Origin of the sequence: Ectopseudomonas guguanensis (genome assembly GCF_900104265.1) — a bacterium.
In the GTDB taxonomy this organism is placed as follows: domain Bacteria; phylum Pseudomonadota; class Gammaproteobacteria; order Pseudomonadales; family Pseudomonadaceae; genus Aquipseudomonas; species Aquipseudomonas guguanensis.
This window is the reverse complement of record NZ_FNJJ01000002.1, coordinates 464,239-480,170: the sequence shown is the minus strand read 5'-3', so window position 1 is coordinate 480,170 and position 15,932 is coordinate 464,239. Positions and strand designations below refer to the sequence as shown.

The 15,932-nt window shown below is 64.2% G+C and carries 12 protein-coding genes and 2 tRNA genes; 12 read left to right on the top strand and 2 right to left on the bottom strand.

The features are described 5' to 3' along the window. The first annotated feature begins 1 nt into the window (after nucleotide 1). The 10 genes from mutL (at nucleotide 2) to BLS61_RS04575 (ending at nucleotide 11,757) form a co-directional block, all read left to right on the top strand. On the top strand, nucleotides 2–1,873 hold the full coding sequence (gene mutL, locus BLS61_RS04620; protein ID WP_090427967.1) for a DNA mismatch repair endonuclease MutL: 1,872 nt from the start codon (nucleotides 2–4) through the stop codon (nucleotides 1,871–1,873). Between the two features lie 53 nt (nucleotides 1,874–1,926). After that, on the top strand, nucleotides 1,927–2,898 hold the full coding sequence (gene miaA, locus BLS61_RS04615; protein WP_090427964.1) for a tRNA (adenosine(37)-N6)-dimethylallyltransferase MiaA: 972 nt from the start codon (nucleotides 1,927–1,929) through the stop codon (nucleotides 2,896–2,898). A gap of 101 nt (nucleotides 2,899–2,999) precedes the next feature. Continuing rightward, nucleotides 3,000–3,260, top strand: a complete 261-nt coding sequence (gene hfq / locus BLS61_RS04610) for an RNA chaperone Hfq (RefSeq protein ID WP_003246510.1) — start codon at nucleotides 3,000–3,002, stop codon at nucleotides 3,258–3,260. 12 nt (nucleotides 3,261–3,272) lie between these two features. After that, the gene (hflX, locus tag BLS61_RS04605) at nucleotides 3,273–4,574 is read left to right on the top strand and encodes a ribosome rescue GTPase HflX (protein ID WP_090427961.1); all 1,302 of its coding nucleotides are present in this window, start codon (nucleotides 3,273–3,275) and stop codon (nucleotides 4,572–4,574) included. Between the two features lie 97 nt (nucleotides 4,575–4,671). Further along, the gene (hflK, locus tag BLS61_RS04600) at nucleotides 4,672–5,841 is read left to right on the top strand and encodes an FtsH protease activity modulator HflK (protein WP_090427958.1); all 1,170 of its coding nucleotides are present in this window, start codon (nucleotides 4,672–4,674) and stop codon (nucleotides 5,839–5,841) included. Then, nucleotides 5,841–6,710 carry a protease modulator HflC gene (hflC, locus tag BLS61_RS04595; RefSeq protein ID WP_090427956.1) on the top strand — a complete coding sequence of 290 codons (870 nt, stop codon included), beginning with the start codon at nucleotides 5,841–5,843 and terminating at the stop codon, nucleotides 6,708–6,710. The genes hflK and hflC overlap by 1 nt, the downstream gene beginning before the upstream one ends. A gap of 140 nt (nucleotides 6,711–6,850) precedes the next feature. Next, the gene (locus BLS61_RS04590; protein ID WP_013713860.1) at nucleotides 6,851–7,036 is read left to right on the top strand and encodes a DUF2065 domain-containing protein; all 186 of its coding nucleotides are present in this window, start codon (nucleotides 6,851–6,853) and stop codon (nucleotides 7,034–7,036) included. A gap of 37 nt (nucleotides 7,037–7,073) precedes the next feature. Continuing rightward, nucleotides 7,074–8,261: an ATP phosphoribosyltransferase regulatory subunit gene (locus BLS61_RS04585; protein WP_090427953.1), complete on the top strand. Its 1,188-nt coding sequence runs from the start codon at nucleotides 7,074–7,076 to the stop codon at nucleotides 8,259–8,261. A gap of 55 nt (nucleotides 8,262–8,316) precedes the next feature. Further along, a complete protein-coding gene (locus BLS61_RS04580) occupies nucleotides 8,317–9,612 on the top strand; it encodes an adenylosuccinate synthase (RefSeq protein ID WP_090427950.1) in 1,296 nt (431 codons plus the stop codon). A 210-nt stretch (nucleotides 9,613–9,822) separates the two neighbouring features. Next, nucleotides 9,823–11,757, top strand: coding sequence for a methyl-accepting chemotaxis protein (locus tag BLS61_RS04575; protein ID WP_090427947.1), 1,935 nt, complete (start codon nucleotides 9,823–9,825; stop codon nucleotides 11,755–11,757). A 228-nt stretch (nucleotides 11,758–11,985) separates the two neighbouring features. Here BLS61_RS04575 and BLS61_RS04570 read toward each other — a convergent pair. Together BLS61_RS04570 and BLS61_RS04565 are read right to left on the bottom strand one after the other, a co-directional pair. Continuing rightward, nucleotides 11,986–12,072, bottom strand: a tRNA-Leu gene (locus tag BLS61_RS04570). An 83-nt stretch (nucleotides 12,073–12,155) separates the two neighbouring features. Beyond that, nucleotides 12,156–12,242 (bottom strand) — tRNA-Leu (locus BLS61_RS04565). Nucleotides 12,243–12,449: 207 nt separating this feature from the next. Between BLS61_RS04565 and rnr the strand changes: the two genes are divergently transcribed. Continuing rightward, entirely contained in the window at nucleotides 12,450–14,936 is a 2,487-nt protein-coding gene (gene rnr, locus BLS61_RS04560) for a ribonuclease R (protein ID WP_090427944.1), read from the top strand. Continuing rightward, a complete protein-coding gene (rlmB, locus tag BLS61_RS04555; protein ID WP_090427940.1) occupies nucleotides 14,933–15,682 on the top strand; it encodes a 23S rRNA (guanosine(2251)-2'-O)-methyltransferase RlmB in 750 nt (249 codons plus the stop codon). The genes rnr and rlmB overlap by 4 nt, the downstream gene beginning before the upstream one ends. The last annotated feature ends 250 nt before the right edge of the window (nucleotides 15,683–15,932 follow it).

The window sequence follows — 15,932 nt, the reverse complement described above, 5'->3', positions numbered from 1 at the left end:
CATGTCCCGTATTCATCTGCTCAGCCCGCGCCTGGCCAACCAGATCGCCGCGGGCGAGGTGGTCGAGCGCCCGGCCTCGGTGGCCAAGGAGCTGCTGGAAAATAGCCTGGATTCGGGCGCCCGGCGCATCGATGTCGAGGTCGAACAGGGCGGCATCAAGCTGCTCAAGGTGCGCGACGATGGTTCCGGCATCGCCGCCGATGACCTGCCGCTGGCTCTGGCGCGCCATGCCACCAGCAAGATTCGCGAACTGGAAGACCTCGAAGCCGTGCTCAGCATGGGCTTTCGCGGCGAGGCGCTGGCATCGATCAGCTCGGTATCGCGCCTGACGCTGACCTCGCGCACCGCCGATGCCGACCAGGCCTGGCAGGTGGAAACCGAAGGGCGCGACATGGAGCCGCGCGTGCAACCTGCCGCACATCCGGTGGGCACCTCGGTGGAAGTGCGTGACCTGTTCTTCAATACCCCGGCGCGGCGCAAGTTTCTGCGCGCCGAGAAGACCGAGTTCGATCACCTGCAGGAAGTGATCAAGCGTCTGGCGCTGGCACGTTTCGATGTCGGCTTCCACTTGCGCCACAACGGCAAGACGGTGCTCAGCCTGCACGAGGCGGGTGACGAGATCAGCCGCGCGCGTCGTGTCGCCTCGGTTTGCGGCCCGGCGTTCCTGGAGCAGGCGCTGCCAATCGAGATCGAGCGCGGCGGCCTGCGGCTGTGGGGCTGGGTCGGCTTGCCCACGTTCTCGCGCAGTCAGGCGGACCTGCAGTACTTCTATGTCAACGGCCGCATGGTGCGCGACAAGCTGGTTGCCCATGCGGTGCGTCAGGCCTATCGCGACGTGCTGTTCAACGGCCGCCACCCGACCTTCGTGCTGTTTCTGGAGATCGATCCGGCGACGGTGGACGTCAATGTCCATCCGACCAAGCACGAAGTGCGCTTCCGCGACAGTCGCATGGTTCATGACTTCCTCTACGGCACGCTGCATCGTGCTCTGGCCGATGTGCGTCCGGAAGACCAGGTTGCGGCGCCGGCTGCCGTGTCGCCGATGATGCGTCCGAGCGGTCTGGCCGCAGGCGAGTTCGGCCCGCAGGCTGAAATGGGCCTGGCTGCCAGCGTGCTCGAAACCTCCGTGGCCAGTCCGCAACCCGCCTGGCGCGGCGCCGGTGCCGGCTATCAGCAGCCGGTCGCCAATCCCGGCGTGCCGGCCGCCGAAGCGCAGGCCGCCTATCGCGAGTACTTCGCGCCGCTGCCCACGGCCCAGATGCAGTCCATGCCGCAGGAGCAGGGCGACATTCCCCCGCTCGGTTACGCCGTGGCGCAGCTCAAGGGCGTGTACATCCTCGCCGAGAATGCTCAGGGTATGGTGGTCGTGGACATGCACGCAGCCCATGAGCGCATCACCTACGAGCGTCTCAAGCAGGCCATGGCCAGCGAGGGCTTGCGCGGTCAGCCATTGCTGGTGCCGGAGTCCATCGCCCTGAGCCAGCGCGAGGCGGATTGCGCCGAAGAGCATGGCGAATGGTTCCAGCGCCTGGGCTTCGAGCTGCAGCGCCTGGGCGAGGAAACCGTGGCGATCCGCCAGATTCCGGCGTTGCTGAAACAGGCCGAGGCCACCCAGCTGGTGCGCGACGTGCTGGCCGATCTGCTGGAGTACGGCACCAGTGATCGTATTCAGGCGCACCTCAACGAATTGCTGGCGACCATGGCCTGTCACGGTGCAGTGCGCGCCAACCGGCGCCTGACCATTCCCGAGATGAACGCCCTGCTGCGTGACATGGAGCAGACCGAGCGCAGCGGTCAGTGCAACCATGGCCGTCCGACCTGGACGCAACTGAGCATGGATCAGCTCGACAAGCTGTTCATGCGCGGCCAGTAATTGATTGAGGCCCCGAGTCAGGGGCTCCCCGTTTCCGTGTTCGAGCCATGTCGATGTCTTCGCTTCCTCCTGCAATCTTCCTGATGGGGCCGACCGCGGCCGGCAAGACCGATCTGGCCCTGGAGCTGGCGCGCGTTTTGCCGTGTGACCTGATCAGCGTCGACTCGGCCCTGATCTATCGCGGCATGGACATCGGCACGGCCAAGCCCGAGCGCGCCATTCTCGATGAGTTTCCCCACGCCCTGATCGACATCCGCGACCCGGCCGAAAGCTACTCGGCAGCGGAATTTCGCGCCGATGCGCTGGCGGCCATGGCCGAGAGCGCGGCGCGTGGCCGTATTCCACTGCTGGTGGGCGGCACCATGCTTTATTACAAGGCGCTGCTGGAAGGGTTGGCCGATATGCCCAGCGCCGATCCGGCGATACGCGCCGAACTGGAGGCGCGTGCGCTGGCCGAAGGTTGGGAGGCGCTGCATCGCGAGCTGGCTGCGGTCGATCCGCAGTCCGCGGCGCGCATCCATCCCAACGACCCGCAGCGCCTGACCCGGGCCCTGGAGGTCTATCGTGTCAGTGGCCTGAGCATGACCGAGCATCGACGGCGCCAGGCAGCAGGAAATCCCGATGCCGGCACATCGGGCGCCGGACAATTACCCTATACTGTCGCTCAGCTTGCTATCGCACCGGCGCAGCGTCAGATTCTGCATGAGCGCATCGCCCAACGATTTCGGGCGATGTTGGAACAGGGGTTCGTGCGGGAGGTCGAAGCCCTGCGTAGCCGAAGTGACTTGCACGCAGGATTGCCGTCTATACGGGCGGTGGGTTATCGCCAGGTGTGGGGGTACCTCGACGGCGAATTGTCGCGGGACGAGATGGTCGAGCGCGGCATCATCGCCACTCGGCAACTGGCCAAGCGGCAGTTCACCTGGCTACGTGGCTGGGACGGTTTGCACTGGCTGGACAGCCTGGCCTGCGACAATCTGTCTCGCGCCTTGAAATACCTGCAAAGCGTCTCCATATTGAAATGAGACCTTGCCGCTGGCCGTCTATCCTTGGGGGTGGGGCGGCCTGAAGCCATTGTTTACTTACTAAAATTATTGAAAATTGATCCTCGAAAGGAGTGCGGCACATGTCAAAAGGGCATTCGCTACAAGACCCTTACCTGAATACCCTGCGTAAGGAACGCGTCCCTGTTTCCATCTATCTGGTCAATGGCATCAAGCTGCAGGGCCAGATCGAGTCCTTCGACCAGTTCGTCATCCTGCTGAAGAACACCGTCAGCCAGATGGTCTACAAACACGCCATTTCCACCGTCGTGCCTAGCCGTCCGGTACGCCTGCCAAGCGCTGGCGACTCCGAGCAGGCCGATGCCGAGCCGGGTAACGCCTGATAGGGGGCTGCATTGTTCTTCGAGCGTCATGAGGGCGGTGAGCGGGCCATCCTGGTTCATCTGGAAGGCCAAGACTCCGAGGCGAGCGAAGACCCCCAGGAGTTCCAGGAGCTGGCCATGTCGGCGGGTGCCGACATGGTCGCTTTCTTCAGCGTCCCCAGCAGTCGCCTGACTGCCAAGTTCCTGATCGGCAGCGGCAAGGTCGAGGAACTGCGCGACCAGGTCAAGGCCGCCGAGGCCGATCTGGTCATCTTCAATCACACCCTGACCCCCAGCCAGGAGCGCAACCTCGAGCGCGCCTTCGAGTGCCGTGTGCTCGATCGCACCGGGCTGATCCTCGATATCTTCGCCCAGCGCGCGCGCACTCACGAAGGCAAGCTGCAGGTCGAGCTGGCTCAGCTCGATCACATGAGCACGCGCCTGGTGCGCGGCTGGACTCACCTCGAGCGGCAGAAGGGGGGTATCGGTCTGCGCGGTCCGGGTGAAACCCAGCTGGAAACCGACCGCCGCCTGCTGCGCGTACGCATCCGCCAGATCAAGCAGAAGCTCGAGAAGGTGCGCAGCCAGCGTGAGCAGGCGCGGCGCGGGCGCAAGCGTGCGGATATCCCGTCGGTCTCCCTGGTGGGTTACACCAACGCCGGCAAGTCCACCCTGTTCAATGCCCTGACCACCTCCGAGGTCTACGCGGCCGACCAGCTGTTCGCCACCCTCGACCCGACCCTGCGCCGTCTGGAGCTCGATGACCTCGGTCCGATCGTGCTGGCCGATACCGTGGGCTTCATTCGCCATCTGCCGCACAAGCTGGTCGAGGCCTTCCGCGCTACGCTGGAAGAGTCGAGCAACTCCGACCTGCTGCTGCACGTGATCGATGCCCATGAGCCCGAGCGCATGGCGCAGATCGAGCAGGTTCAGGAAGTGCTCAAGGAGATCGGCGCGAACGAGCTGCCGATGCTCGAGGTGTACAACAAGCTGGATTTGTTGGAAGGTGTCGAGCCGCAGATTCAGCGCGATGGAGACGGCAAGCCGGTTCGCGTTTGGTTGTCGGCGCGCGAAGGGCGTGGTCTGGAGCTGTTGCGGCAGGCGGTGGCAGAGCTATTGGGCGAGGATTTGTTCGTCGCCACGCTGCAGTTGCCGCAACGTCTGGGGCGGTTGCGTGCGCAGTTCTTCGCCCTGGGCGCAGTGCAGAGCGAAGGGCATGATGAGCAGGGGCACAGCTTGCTGTCGGTGCGTTTGCCGCGAGTCGAACTCAATCGTCTGGTGAGTCGCGAGGGTTTGGAACCTCAGGCCTTCATCGAGCAACATACTTTGCAATAAAGCCTGCGGTGGCGGCTTTGCTGTCACCCTCGGGCTTTGGGTAGCATTGGCCGGCGCGCCGTGGGCGCGCCTTCGCTTTATCAGTACGGAGAACGCTATGGCTTGGAATGAGCCGGGTGGCAACTCGAACAATCAAGACCCTTGGGGCGGCCGCAAAGGCGGTGGCCGGCAGGGCCCGCCGGATCTCGACGAAGCGTTCCGCAAGTTGCAAGAGAGCCTCAACGGGCTCTTCGGCGGCGGCAAGAAACGTGGTGACGACGATTCCGGACGCAGCGGTGGCGGCGGTGGCTTCGGTCTGCTGTTCGTAGGTCTCGGCCTGTTGGCGGTGGTCTGGCTGTACAGTGCGATCTACGTGGTCGATGAGCAGGAGCAGGCCGTGGTGCTGCGCTTCGGCAAATACCACGAGACCGTTGGTCCGGGCCTGAACATCTACTTCCCGCCGATCGATCGCAAGTTCCAGGAAAACGTCACCCGTGAGCGTGCCTACAGCAAGCAGGGCGCCATGCTGACCGAAGACGAGAACATCATCGAAGTGCCACTGACGGTGCAGTACCGCATCAGCAACCTGCAGGACTTCGTGCTCAACGTCGATCAGCCGGAAGTCAGCCTGCAGCACGCCACCGACAGCGCCGTGCGTCACGTCGTGGGTTCCACCGAGATGGACCAGGTGCTGACCGAAGGTCGTGAGCTGATGGCCAGCGAAGTACGTGAGCGCCTGCAGCGTTTCCTCGACAACTATCGCACCGGTATCACCATCACTCAGGTGAACATCCAGAGCGCTGCGGCGCCGCGCGAAGTTCAGGAAGCCTTCGATGACGTGATCCGCGCGCGTGAAGACGAGCAGCGCGAGAAGAACCAGGCCGAGTCCTACGCCAATGGCGTGATTCCGGAAGCCCGCGGTCAGGCCCAGCGTCTGCTGGAAGAGGCCAACGGTTACCGTGACGAGGTCATCGCTCGCGCCCAGGGTGAGGCCGACCGCTTCACCAAGCTGGTAGCCGAGTACCGCAAGGCGCCGGAAGTCACTCGCGAACGTCTGTATCTGGACACCATGCAGGAAATGATGAGCAACACCAGCAAGGTTCTGGTCACTGGCGACAAGGGGCAGAACAACCTGCTCTATCTGCCGCTGGACAAGATGATCGACAGCCGTGGCGGTTCGTCGTCCTCCAGTTCTGCCAACAGCAGCAATTCGACGACGCGTGATCCGGCGGTGCCGCTGAGCAGCGATATGTCGCAGCGTAACCTGCGTACTCGGGAGGGCCGTTGATGAGCAACAAGTCCCTGATCGGCCTGATCGTGGCCGTGGTTCTGGCCCTGGTGGCATGGAATAGCTTCTACATCGTGGCGCAAACCGAACGTGCGGTACTGCTGCAGTTCGGTCGTGTGGTCAATCCGGACGTGCAGCCTGGTCTGCATGTGAAGATTCCTTACGTCAACCAGGTGCGCATCTTCGACGGCCGTCTGCTGACGCTGGACTCGACCTCCTCGCGCTTCCTGACCCTGGAGAAGAAGGCGTTGATGGTCGACGCCTACGCCAAGTGGCGGGTGAAGGATGCCGAGCGCTTCTATCAGTCCACCTCCGGTATGAAGCAGGTAGCCGACGAGCGTCTGGCTCGTCGTCTGGAAGCCTCGCTGCGCGACCAGTTCGGTAAGCGCACCTTGCACGAGTCGGTGTCCGGCGAACGTGATGCGCTGATGGCCGACGTGACCGCGACCCTCAATCGCGCCGCCGAGCGCGAGCTGGGTATCGAAGTGGTCGACGTGCGGGTCAAGGCCATCGATCTGCCGCGTGAAGTGAACCGCAGCGTGTTCGAGCGGATGAGCACCGAGCGTGAGCGTGAAGCTCGCGAGCACCGCGCCAAGGGGCGTGAGCTGGCTGAAGGTATTCGTGCCGACGCCGATCGTCAGCGCCGTGTACTGCTGGCTGAAGCCTACCGTCAGGCCGAGGAGCTGCGCGGTGACGGTGATGCCCAGGCTGCCGCCATCTACGCCCGTGCCTTTGGTCAGGATCAGGAGTTCTACTCCTTCTACCGCAGCCTGCAGGCATACCGCGAGAGCTTCGCCGACAAGCGCGATGTGCTGGTGCTGGACCCGAGCAGCGATTTCTTCCGCTATCTGGAGAAGTCAAAGCCTTAACAGGGCAGCTTCAGGCTGCACGCTACAGGCCTCGGGCGAACATCTGTTTGCCTGCGGCCTGAAGCCTGTGGCTTGTCGCCCTGACCGTGTTATCATGCGGCAGCCGGGAAAATCCCGGCTTTTTTGCGTCTGTGGGAATCATGTGGCAGGAACTCGGCATCGCACTGTGTCTGGTACTGGTGCTGGAAGGCATCCTGCCCTTCCTCTATCCGCGTCATTGGCGCGGGGCGGTACTGCAGGCCGCGCGTCTGCCCGACCGCCGACTGCGTCTTATGGGGCTGGCCAGCATGCTGCTGGGGACTGCCCTTCTATATCTGCTTCACTGAAGGCTTGTGCCGCCCGGATCGAGAGGGGAATGGCGAAATGGCAACGGTAGACCGCTGGCTGCTGCCAGATGGCATCGAAGAAGTACTGCCGCCGGAAGCGGCACGCATCGAGGCGGCACGCCGCCAGGTGCTGGATCTGTTCCAACGTTGGGGTTACGAGTTCGTCGTTACCCCGCATATCGAGTACCTGGAATCCCTGCTGACCGGCGCCGGCCAGGATCTCGACCTGCGCACCTTCAAGGTCACCGATCCGCTGTCCGGTCGGCAGATGGGCTTTCGTGCCGACATCACCCCGCAGGTGGCGCGTATCGACGCCCATACCATGCGCCGCGAGGGTCCGAGCCGTCTGTGCTACGCCGGCAGCGTGCTGCATGCGCAGCCGCGTGCACTGACCACCTCGCGCAGCCCGATCCAGCTGGGCGCCGAGCTCTATGGCGACGCCAGCCCGGCCAGCGATATCGAGGTGATCAGCCTGCTGGTCGAGACCCTCGAGCTCGCCGCCGTGCCGGATGTGCACATGGACCTCGGTCATGTCGGCATCTATCGTGGCCTGGCGCGCGCCGCCGGCTTGTCCGGCGAGGCCGAGCAGCAGCTGTTCGATGCGCTGCAGCGCAAGGCCATGGACGAAATCGAGACCCTCACCGCCGCACTGCCGGCAGGCCTGGGCAACATGCTGCGTTCGCTGGCCGAACTGTGCGGTGGGCGCGAGGTGCTGGACCTGGCCCAGGCCGCACTGGTCGAAGCGCCGGATTCGGTGCATGCCGCGCTCGACGAGCTGGTGGCCATCGCCGATGCGCTGGAGCTGCGTTATCCCGAGCTGCCGCTGTATTTCGACCTGGGTGAGCTGCGCGGCTACAACTATCACACCGGCGTGGTGTTCGCCGCGTTCGTGCCGGGCGAGGGCGGTGCCATCGCCCAGGGCGGCCGTTACGATGACACTGGCGCGGTATTCGGCCGGGCACGCCCGGCGACCGGTTTCTCCACCGACCTGAAGACCCTGGTGACCCTGGGTGACATGCGTCTGGAGGAAACCGTCGGCGGCGTCTGGGCGCCGGATAACCATGATCTCTATCTGTGGCAGGCCGTTCGTCGTCTGCGTGGTGAGGGCGAGCGCGTGGTGCAGGCGCTGCCCGGGCAGAGCGAGGCGGATGCGCGCGAGGCAGGCTGTGACCGTCTGCTGACGCTGCGCGATGGACGTTGGCAGGTGGCGCCCCTGGCGTCCTGAATTCACTTTCGCCGGCCGTGGCCGGCATCGAAGCTTGCGCGAAGAGGACAAGTTTATGGGTAAGAATGTCGTCGTCCTGGGCACCCAGTGGGGTGATGAGGGCAAGGGCAAGATCGTCGACCTGCTCACCGAGCAGGCCGCTGCCGTGGTGCGTTATCAGGGTGGCCACAACGCCGGCCATACCCTGGTGATCGACGGTGAAAAGACCGTACTGCACCTGATTCCGTCCGGCATCCTGCGCGAGGGCGTCGAATGCCTGATCGGCAATGGAGTGGTCGTTGCGCCCGATGCGCTGCTGCGCGAGATCACCAAGTTGGAAGAGAAGGGCGTGCCGGTGCGTCAGCGCCTGCGCATCAGCCCGGCCTGCCCGCTAATCCTGTCCTACCACGTGGCGCTGGACCAGGCGCGCGAGAAGGCCCGTGGCGATGCCAAGATCGGCACCACCGGTCGCGGTATCGGCCCGGCCTACGAAGACAAGGTGGCGCGTCGCGGCCTGCGCGTCGGCGATCTGTTCCACCGCGAGCGTTTCGCCGCCAAGCTCGGCGAGCTGCTGGACTATCACAATTTCCAGCTGGTCAACTTCTACAAGGAGCCGGCCATCGATTTCCAGAAGACTCTGGACGAGTGCATGGAATACGCCGAGCTGCTCAAGCCGATGATGGCTGACGTCACTGCCGTACTGCACGACCTGCGCAAGGGCGGCAAGGACATCATGTTCGAAGGCGCCCAGGGCTCGCTGCTGGACATCGACCACGGTACCTACCCCTACGTCACCAGCTCCAATACCACGGCTGGCGGCATTGCCACCGGCTCCGGCTTCGGTCCGCTGTACCTGGATTACATCCTCGGTATCACCAAGGCCTACACCACCCGCGTCGGTTCCGGCCCGTTCCCCACCGAGCTGTTCGACGATGTCGGTGCCTTCCTCGCCAAGCGTGGTCATGAGTTCGGTGCCACCACCGGTCGTGCCCGTCGTTGCGGCTGGTTCGATGCCGTGATCCTGCGTCGCGCCATCGAGATCAACAGCATCTCCGGCCTGTGCCTGACCAAGCTGGACGTACTCGACGGCCTGGAAACCATTCGCATCTGCACCGGTTACAAGGATGCCAACGGCCAGGTGCTGGTCGATGCGCCGACCGACGCCGACAGCTACCTCGGCCTGCAGCCGGTGTACGAGGAAATGCCGGGCTGGAGCGAATCCACCCTGGGCGCCAAGACCCTGGAAGACCTGCCGGCGGCCGCTCGTGCCTACATCAAGCGCGTGGAAGAACTGGTCGGTGCGCCGATCGACATCATCTCCACCGGCCCGGACCGCAACGAGACCATCGTGCTGCGTCACCCGTTCGCCTGAGCGATTGCGTCGAGTTGAAAAAGCCGCCCCAGGGCGGCTTTTTTGTGGCTTGCGAACCGCGTGTGGTCGCGCAGCCATCGGCGCGATTTGCGCCCATACTGCTATTGGTTCGCTGGTTTGGTTTCAGGTTCTCGGGCATGCGCTTTGCTTGTGCTCAATAAATCCCGGAAGTCGCCGTTATAGCTGTTACGGTCGTTGAGGAGTGTTCCCGTGTTCGCCATCGTTTCCATGTTGCGCAGTCGCCTGCTGCGCCCGGTGTTCATCGCGCTTGGCCTGGCCATGTTGGTGCAGGTCGGGTTGGCAGTGTGGTTGATGCGTGCATCGGTCGACGGCATGGTCGAGGACCTGGCCCAGCGCCTGGGCGGTGAAAGCCGTCGCCTGGGCGAAGAGCTGGGTATGGCCGAGCGCGAGATGAGCCAGGGGCTTGCGGCGCTGGCGAGCAGTACGCGTACGCGTCTGGGCGAAGGCCTTACCGGTCAGTTGAAGGATGAGCAGGCGCAGCTGCGCGTGGTGCTCGAAGGCAATCTCAAGCAGTCCGGCCAGGCTCTGGCGCAACTGCTCGCCGGCGTGGCACCGAAATCCATCTGGGATCTGGATATCCCGGCGCTCACGGCGCTGACCCGAATCGCCCAGCAGGACCCGGCGGTACTGTTCGCCATCATCTATGACGCCGAAGGCACGCGGCTGACGCGCAACTTCAACCGCAGCAACGCCCAGGTGCGCGAACTGGTGGCGGCGGGTCAGGGCGATTCGCCGCTGGACAAGCTGGTGGATGCCGCCTCGCGCGATCCGCGCGTGTATGTGGTCGAGGCCGAAATCAGCCCGATGGGGGCCTCGATCGGCAAGGTGCAGATGGGGTTGTCGCTGGATGTGGTCGAGCGCGAACTGACTGCGCTGGACGGTCGCTTCGCGGCATTGGTCAATGGTGCCGGCGAGCTGGTCGACAGCAGCCTGGCGGGCGCTTCCGAAGAGGCGACCGCGGCGCTGCGTGCGCGCTTGCAATCGGCCGAACGCTACACCCAGGAAATGGCACGCAACGGTGGTGAATCGGTACGTGTCGCGGCGGATTCACTGCGCTGGAATATCGCGCTGGGGCTGCTGCTGGTTGGCGCCCTGGCAATGCTGGTGGTGGCGCTGGTGCTGGGCTGGCGTGTATTGAGCCGTGTGCGCCTGCTCAGTGCGGCGCTCAATGATCTGGCGGCCGGCGAGGGTGATCTGACGCGGCGCGTGAGTATCGACAGTCAGGATGAAGTCGGCGAGATGGCTGATGCCGTCAATCGCTTCATCGCCAAGTTGCAACCGATCGTGCGTGAGTCGGGCGAGGTGGCGCTGCGTACCGGTGAGCAGATCCGCAGCCTGACCCAGCGCGGGGTGGCGGCCGAGGCGGCAGCCGGGCGTCAGCGCGACGAGGTGGCCGGCAGTCTGCAGGCGCTGGAGCAGATGGCTGACGAGGCGCAGGCGGAAAGCCAGTCCATGCAGGAGGCGCTGCAGCGCGTCGATACCATTCGCCAGGCCGCGCATGAGAACGCAGCGATCGCTCAGCGTCTGTCCACGCTCATCGAGGGTCTGGTGGCGCGTGTCGCGGACGGCTCGGCGGTGATCGAGCGACTGGCCAAGCAGAGCGAGCAGATCGAGGTGGTGCTGACGGTGATCCAGTCCATCGCCGAGCAGACCAACCTGCTGGCGCTCAACGCCGCCATCGAGGCGGCGCGCGCTGGCGAGAGCGGGCGCGGCTTTGCCGTGGTGGCTGACGAGGTGCGGGCGCTGGCGAGCAAGACGCAGCAGTCCACCGGCGATATCCAGACCCATATCGCTGCCCTGCAGCGTGGCGCGCAGGAGGCCGTGGCGGCGATCGCTCAGGCTGGGGCGCAAGGAGGCGAGGGTTTGCAGGTGCTGCGTGACAGTGCGCGCCTGCAGCAGTCGGTGCAGAAGTCGGTGGATGAAGTGCATGGTGCCATCAACGCCGCGACTCAGGCGGCGGCACACCAGGCCGAGGGTGCTGGCGCAGTACGTGGGCGTGTCGAGATCATCCATGCCGAGGCGCAGCGCGCGGCCGAGGCGGTGGCCGCGATTGCCGGCAATGCGCGTGCGTTGGACGAGTTGGCGGCGCAGCTCAAGGCCAGCCTGGGGCAGTTCAAGGTCTGAGAGGGCTGTGTAGGAGCGAGCTCTGCTCGCGAAGCTTTTGCAAGAGGATCGTAGGGCGTACTCGCCGAAGGCGGTACGCCGATGCTGAGATTTTAGTTGCCTGGCGGAGCGCTGGCGTGGCGCTCCTGGGCCGCCCTACGGTCTAGCAAGAGTTCGCGAGCAGAGCTCGCTCCAACGTTTTTTGCAGGCAATAAAAAACCGAGTCATCCGACTCGGTTTTTTGAAATTTGGTGCCCAGGAGAAGACTCGAACTTCCACGGTGTTGCCACCACTGATACCTGAAACCAGCGCGTCTACCAATTCCGCCACCTGGGCACTGCAGCAATGTTCGTCGTTGCCGACACGGAGCGTTGCATCCGTTATTTGCAAAGTGGGTTATCAAGCCACTTCACGAAATTTGGTGCCCAGGAGAAGACTCGAACTTCCACGGTGTTGCCACCACTGATACCTGAAACCAGCGCGTCTACCAATTCCGCCACCTGGGCACTGAAAACGATGAATCATCATCGGCTTCGTGTTACAACGTCTGCTCGACGCTGTGGGCGCGAACTATACGGGCGGGCATTTACCTTGTAAACCCCTGACCCCAAAAAAATTATTGTCGCCGGAAAAGCTGCCGCGAATGACGTTTTCGCGCTTCAATAGGCAGATGGCATACACCTCTATACATAAGCATAGGTAATCCTTCCTACATGGCCGATTGGCAATCCCTCGATCCCGAGGCCGCCCGCGAGGCGGAAAAATACGACAACCCCATCCCTAGCCGCGAACTGATTCTGGCCCACCTGGCCGAACGGGGTTCGCCCGCCAGCCGCGAGCAGCTGGTCGAAGAATTCGGCCTCGACACCGAAGATCAGCTCGAGGCGCTGCGCCGCCGTCTGCGCGCCATGGAGCGCGACGGCCAGCTCATCTATACCCGCCGCGGCACCTACGCGCCGGTGGACAAGCTCGATCTGATCTGCGGCCGCATCAGTGGCCACCGCGACGGCTTCGGCTTTCTAGTGCCGGACGACGGCAGCGACGATCTTTTCCTCAGCCCGGCGCAGATGCGCCTGGTATTCGATGGCGACCGCGCCCTGGTGCGTGTGGCCGGTCTCGACCGTCGCGGCCGTCGCGAGGGTGGCATCGTCGAGGTGATCAGTCGTGCCCACGAAAGCATCGTGGGTCGCTACTACGAAGAGAACGGCATCGGCTTCGTCGTCGCTGACAACCCCAAGATCCAGCAGGAAGTGCTGGTCACCCCCGGTCGCACCGCCGGCGCGCGCATCGGCCAGTTCGTCGAGATCAAGATCACCCACTGGCCGACCCAGCGCTTCCAGCCGCAGGGCGACATCGTCGAGGTGATCGGTAACTACATGGCGCCGGGCATGGAGATCGACGTGGCGCTGCGCAGCTACGACATTCCGCATGTCTGGCCCGAGGCGGTGATCAAGGAAGCGCGCAAGCTCAAGCCCGAAGTGGAGGAGAAGGACAAGGAGAAGCGCATCGACCTGCGCCATCTGCCGTTCGTCACCATCGATGGCGAAGACGCGCGCGACTTCGACGACGCCGTATACTGCGAGAAGAACAGCAGCCGCTGGAAACTGTTCTCCGGTGGCTGGAAGCTCTACGTGGCCATCGCCGACGTGTCGCACTACGTCAAGGTCGGTTCGGCGCTGGACGCCGAGGCGGTCGAGCGTGGCAACTCGGTGTACTTCCCCGAGCGCGTCGTGCCGATGCTGCCGGAGGAGCTGTCCAACGGTCTGTGCTCGCTCAACCCGCACGTCGATCGCCTAGCCATGGTCTGCGAAATGACCATGTCCAAGAGCGGCCAGATGGTCGACTACAAGTTCTACGAGGCGGTGATCCACTCCCACGCGCGCCTGACCTACAACAAGGTCAGCCTGATGCTGGAAGATCCCAAGAGCAGCGAGGGCAAGTCCCTGCGCAGCGAGTATAAGGAGGTTCTGCCGCACCTCAACCAGCTCTATGCCCTGTACCAGGTGCTGGTGGCCGCTCGTCACGAGCGTGGCGCCATCGACTTCGAGACGCAGGAGACGCGAATCATCTTCGGCACCGATCGCAAGATCGACGAGATCCGCCCGACCCAGCGTAACGATGCGCACAAGTTGATCGAGGAGTGCATGCTGGCCGCCAACGTCGCCACCGCGCGCTTCATGCAGGATCACGAGATCCCCTCGTTGTACCGCGTGCACGACGGCCCGCCGGCCGAGCGTCTGGAGAAGCTCAAGGCCTTCCTTGGTGAGCTGGGGCTGTCGCTGCAACGTGGCAAGTCCAAGGATGGTCCTTCACCCAAGGACTATCAGCGCCTGCTGGAGAGCATTCGCGAGCGCCCGGACTTCCACCTGATCCAGACCGTGATGCTGCGCTCGCTGAGCCAGGCGGTGTACAGCGCGCAGAACGAGGGCCACTTCGGTCTCAACTATGAGGCCTATACCCACTTCACCTCGCCGATCCGTCGCTACCCCGACCTGCTGGTGCACCGCGCCATTCGCAGCGTGATCCGCTCCAAGCGCGAAACCAAGCATGTGGAGCGTGCCGGTGCAGCGACCATGCCCAAGGCGCGCATCTATCCGTACGACGAGGCGACCCTGGAAAAGCTCGGCGAGCAGTGCTCGATGACCGAGCGCCGCGCCGACGAGGCGACCCGTGACGTGGTCAACTGGCTCAAGTGCGAGTTCATGCAGGACCGCGTCGGCGAGACCTTCGCCGGCGTGATCACCGCAGTGACCGGCTTCGGCATCTTCGTCGAGCTGCGCGACATCTACGTCGAGGGCCTGGTGCACGTCACCGCGCTGCCGGCCGATTACTACCACTTCGACCCGGTTCACCACCGCCTGTCCGGCGAGCGCAGCGGCCGCAGCTTCCGCCTTGGCGACAGCGTCGAGGTCAAGGTGATGCGCGTCGATCTGGACGAGCGCAAGATCGACTTCGAACTGAGCCAGGGCAAGACCGCCAAGGACGATGATGCGCGCCGTGGCGGCAAGCCGAGCGGCATGGGCAATACCGACGTGCAGAAAAGCCGCGAGGTGAAGAAGGCCCTGCTCGACAGTGCCAAGAAGAGCGGCGGCAAGGCGCCGGCGAAGAAAACGTCCAGCCATCGCAAGGGTGCGCCTGCACCCAAGGCCAAGGCCGAGACGACCGGCAGCAAGCCGAGCAAGCGTAAGGCGAAACGATGAGTCAGTTGGAAAAGGTCTACGGCGTGCATGCCGTGGAGGCGCTGTTGCGCCACCATCCCAAGCGGGTCAAGCAATTGTGGCTGGCCGAGAGCCGCCATGCGCCGCGCATCCAGCCGATGCTGGAGTTGGCGGCGCAGCACCGCGTGCCGGTCGGGCAAAAGGAGCGTCAGGAGCTGGACGAATGGGCCGAGGGCGTGCACCAGGGTGTGGTCGCCGAGGTCAGCCCGAGCCAGGTCTGGGGCGAGAACATGCTCGACGAGCTGCTCGAACGCAGCGAGGGCGTGCCCTTGCTTCTGGTGCTGGACGGGGTGACCGATCCGCACAACCTCGGCGCCTGCCTGCGCACCGCCGATGCCGCAGGGGCATTGGCGGTCATCGTGCCCAAGGACAAGTCCGCCACCCTCAACGCCACCGTGCGCAAGGTGGCGTGCGGCGCGGCGGAGGTGATTCCGCTGGTGGCGGTGACCAACCTGGCGCGCACCCTGGAAAAGCTGCAGAAGAAGGGCCTCTGGGTGGTCGGCACCGCTGGCGAGGCCGAGCAGGAGCTGTATCAGCTCGACATGACCGGCCCGACGGTGCTGGTCATGGGCGCCGAGGGCAAGGGTATGCGTCGCCTGACCCGCGAGCACTGCGATTACCTGGTCAAGCTACCCATGGGCGGCAGCGTCAGCAGCCTCAACGTCTCGGTCGCCACCGGCGTCTGCCTGTTCGAGGCGGTGCGCCAGAGAAACGGCCACAAGCTATAGGCTGCAGGCCGCAGGTAAAAGCTGGAGTGGCGTGTGCGGTCACTCCATCCTGGCTTGCCTGAAGCCTGAAGCCTGAAGCCTGAAGCCTGAAGTCGTGTTGTTCAAATAATCGCCAATTCGCCTTGCGTGCAGCAGGGGGCTTCTCTAGAATGGCGCCCCTTGCCGTGACGGCAGGCTTTTTTGCGCCTACCGCCCGGCAAGCTCATCACGAGAAAAACCCACTCCTTGCCTGACCACCTTAGTTGGCAGG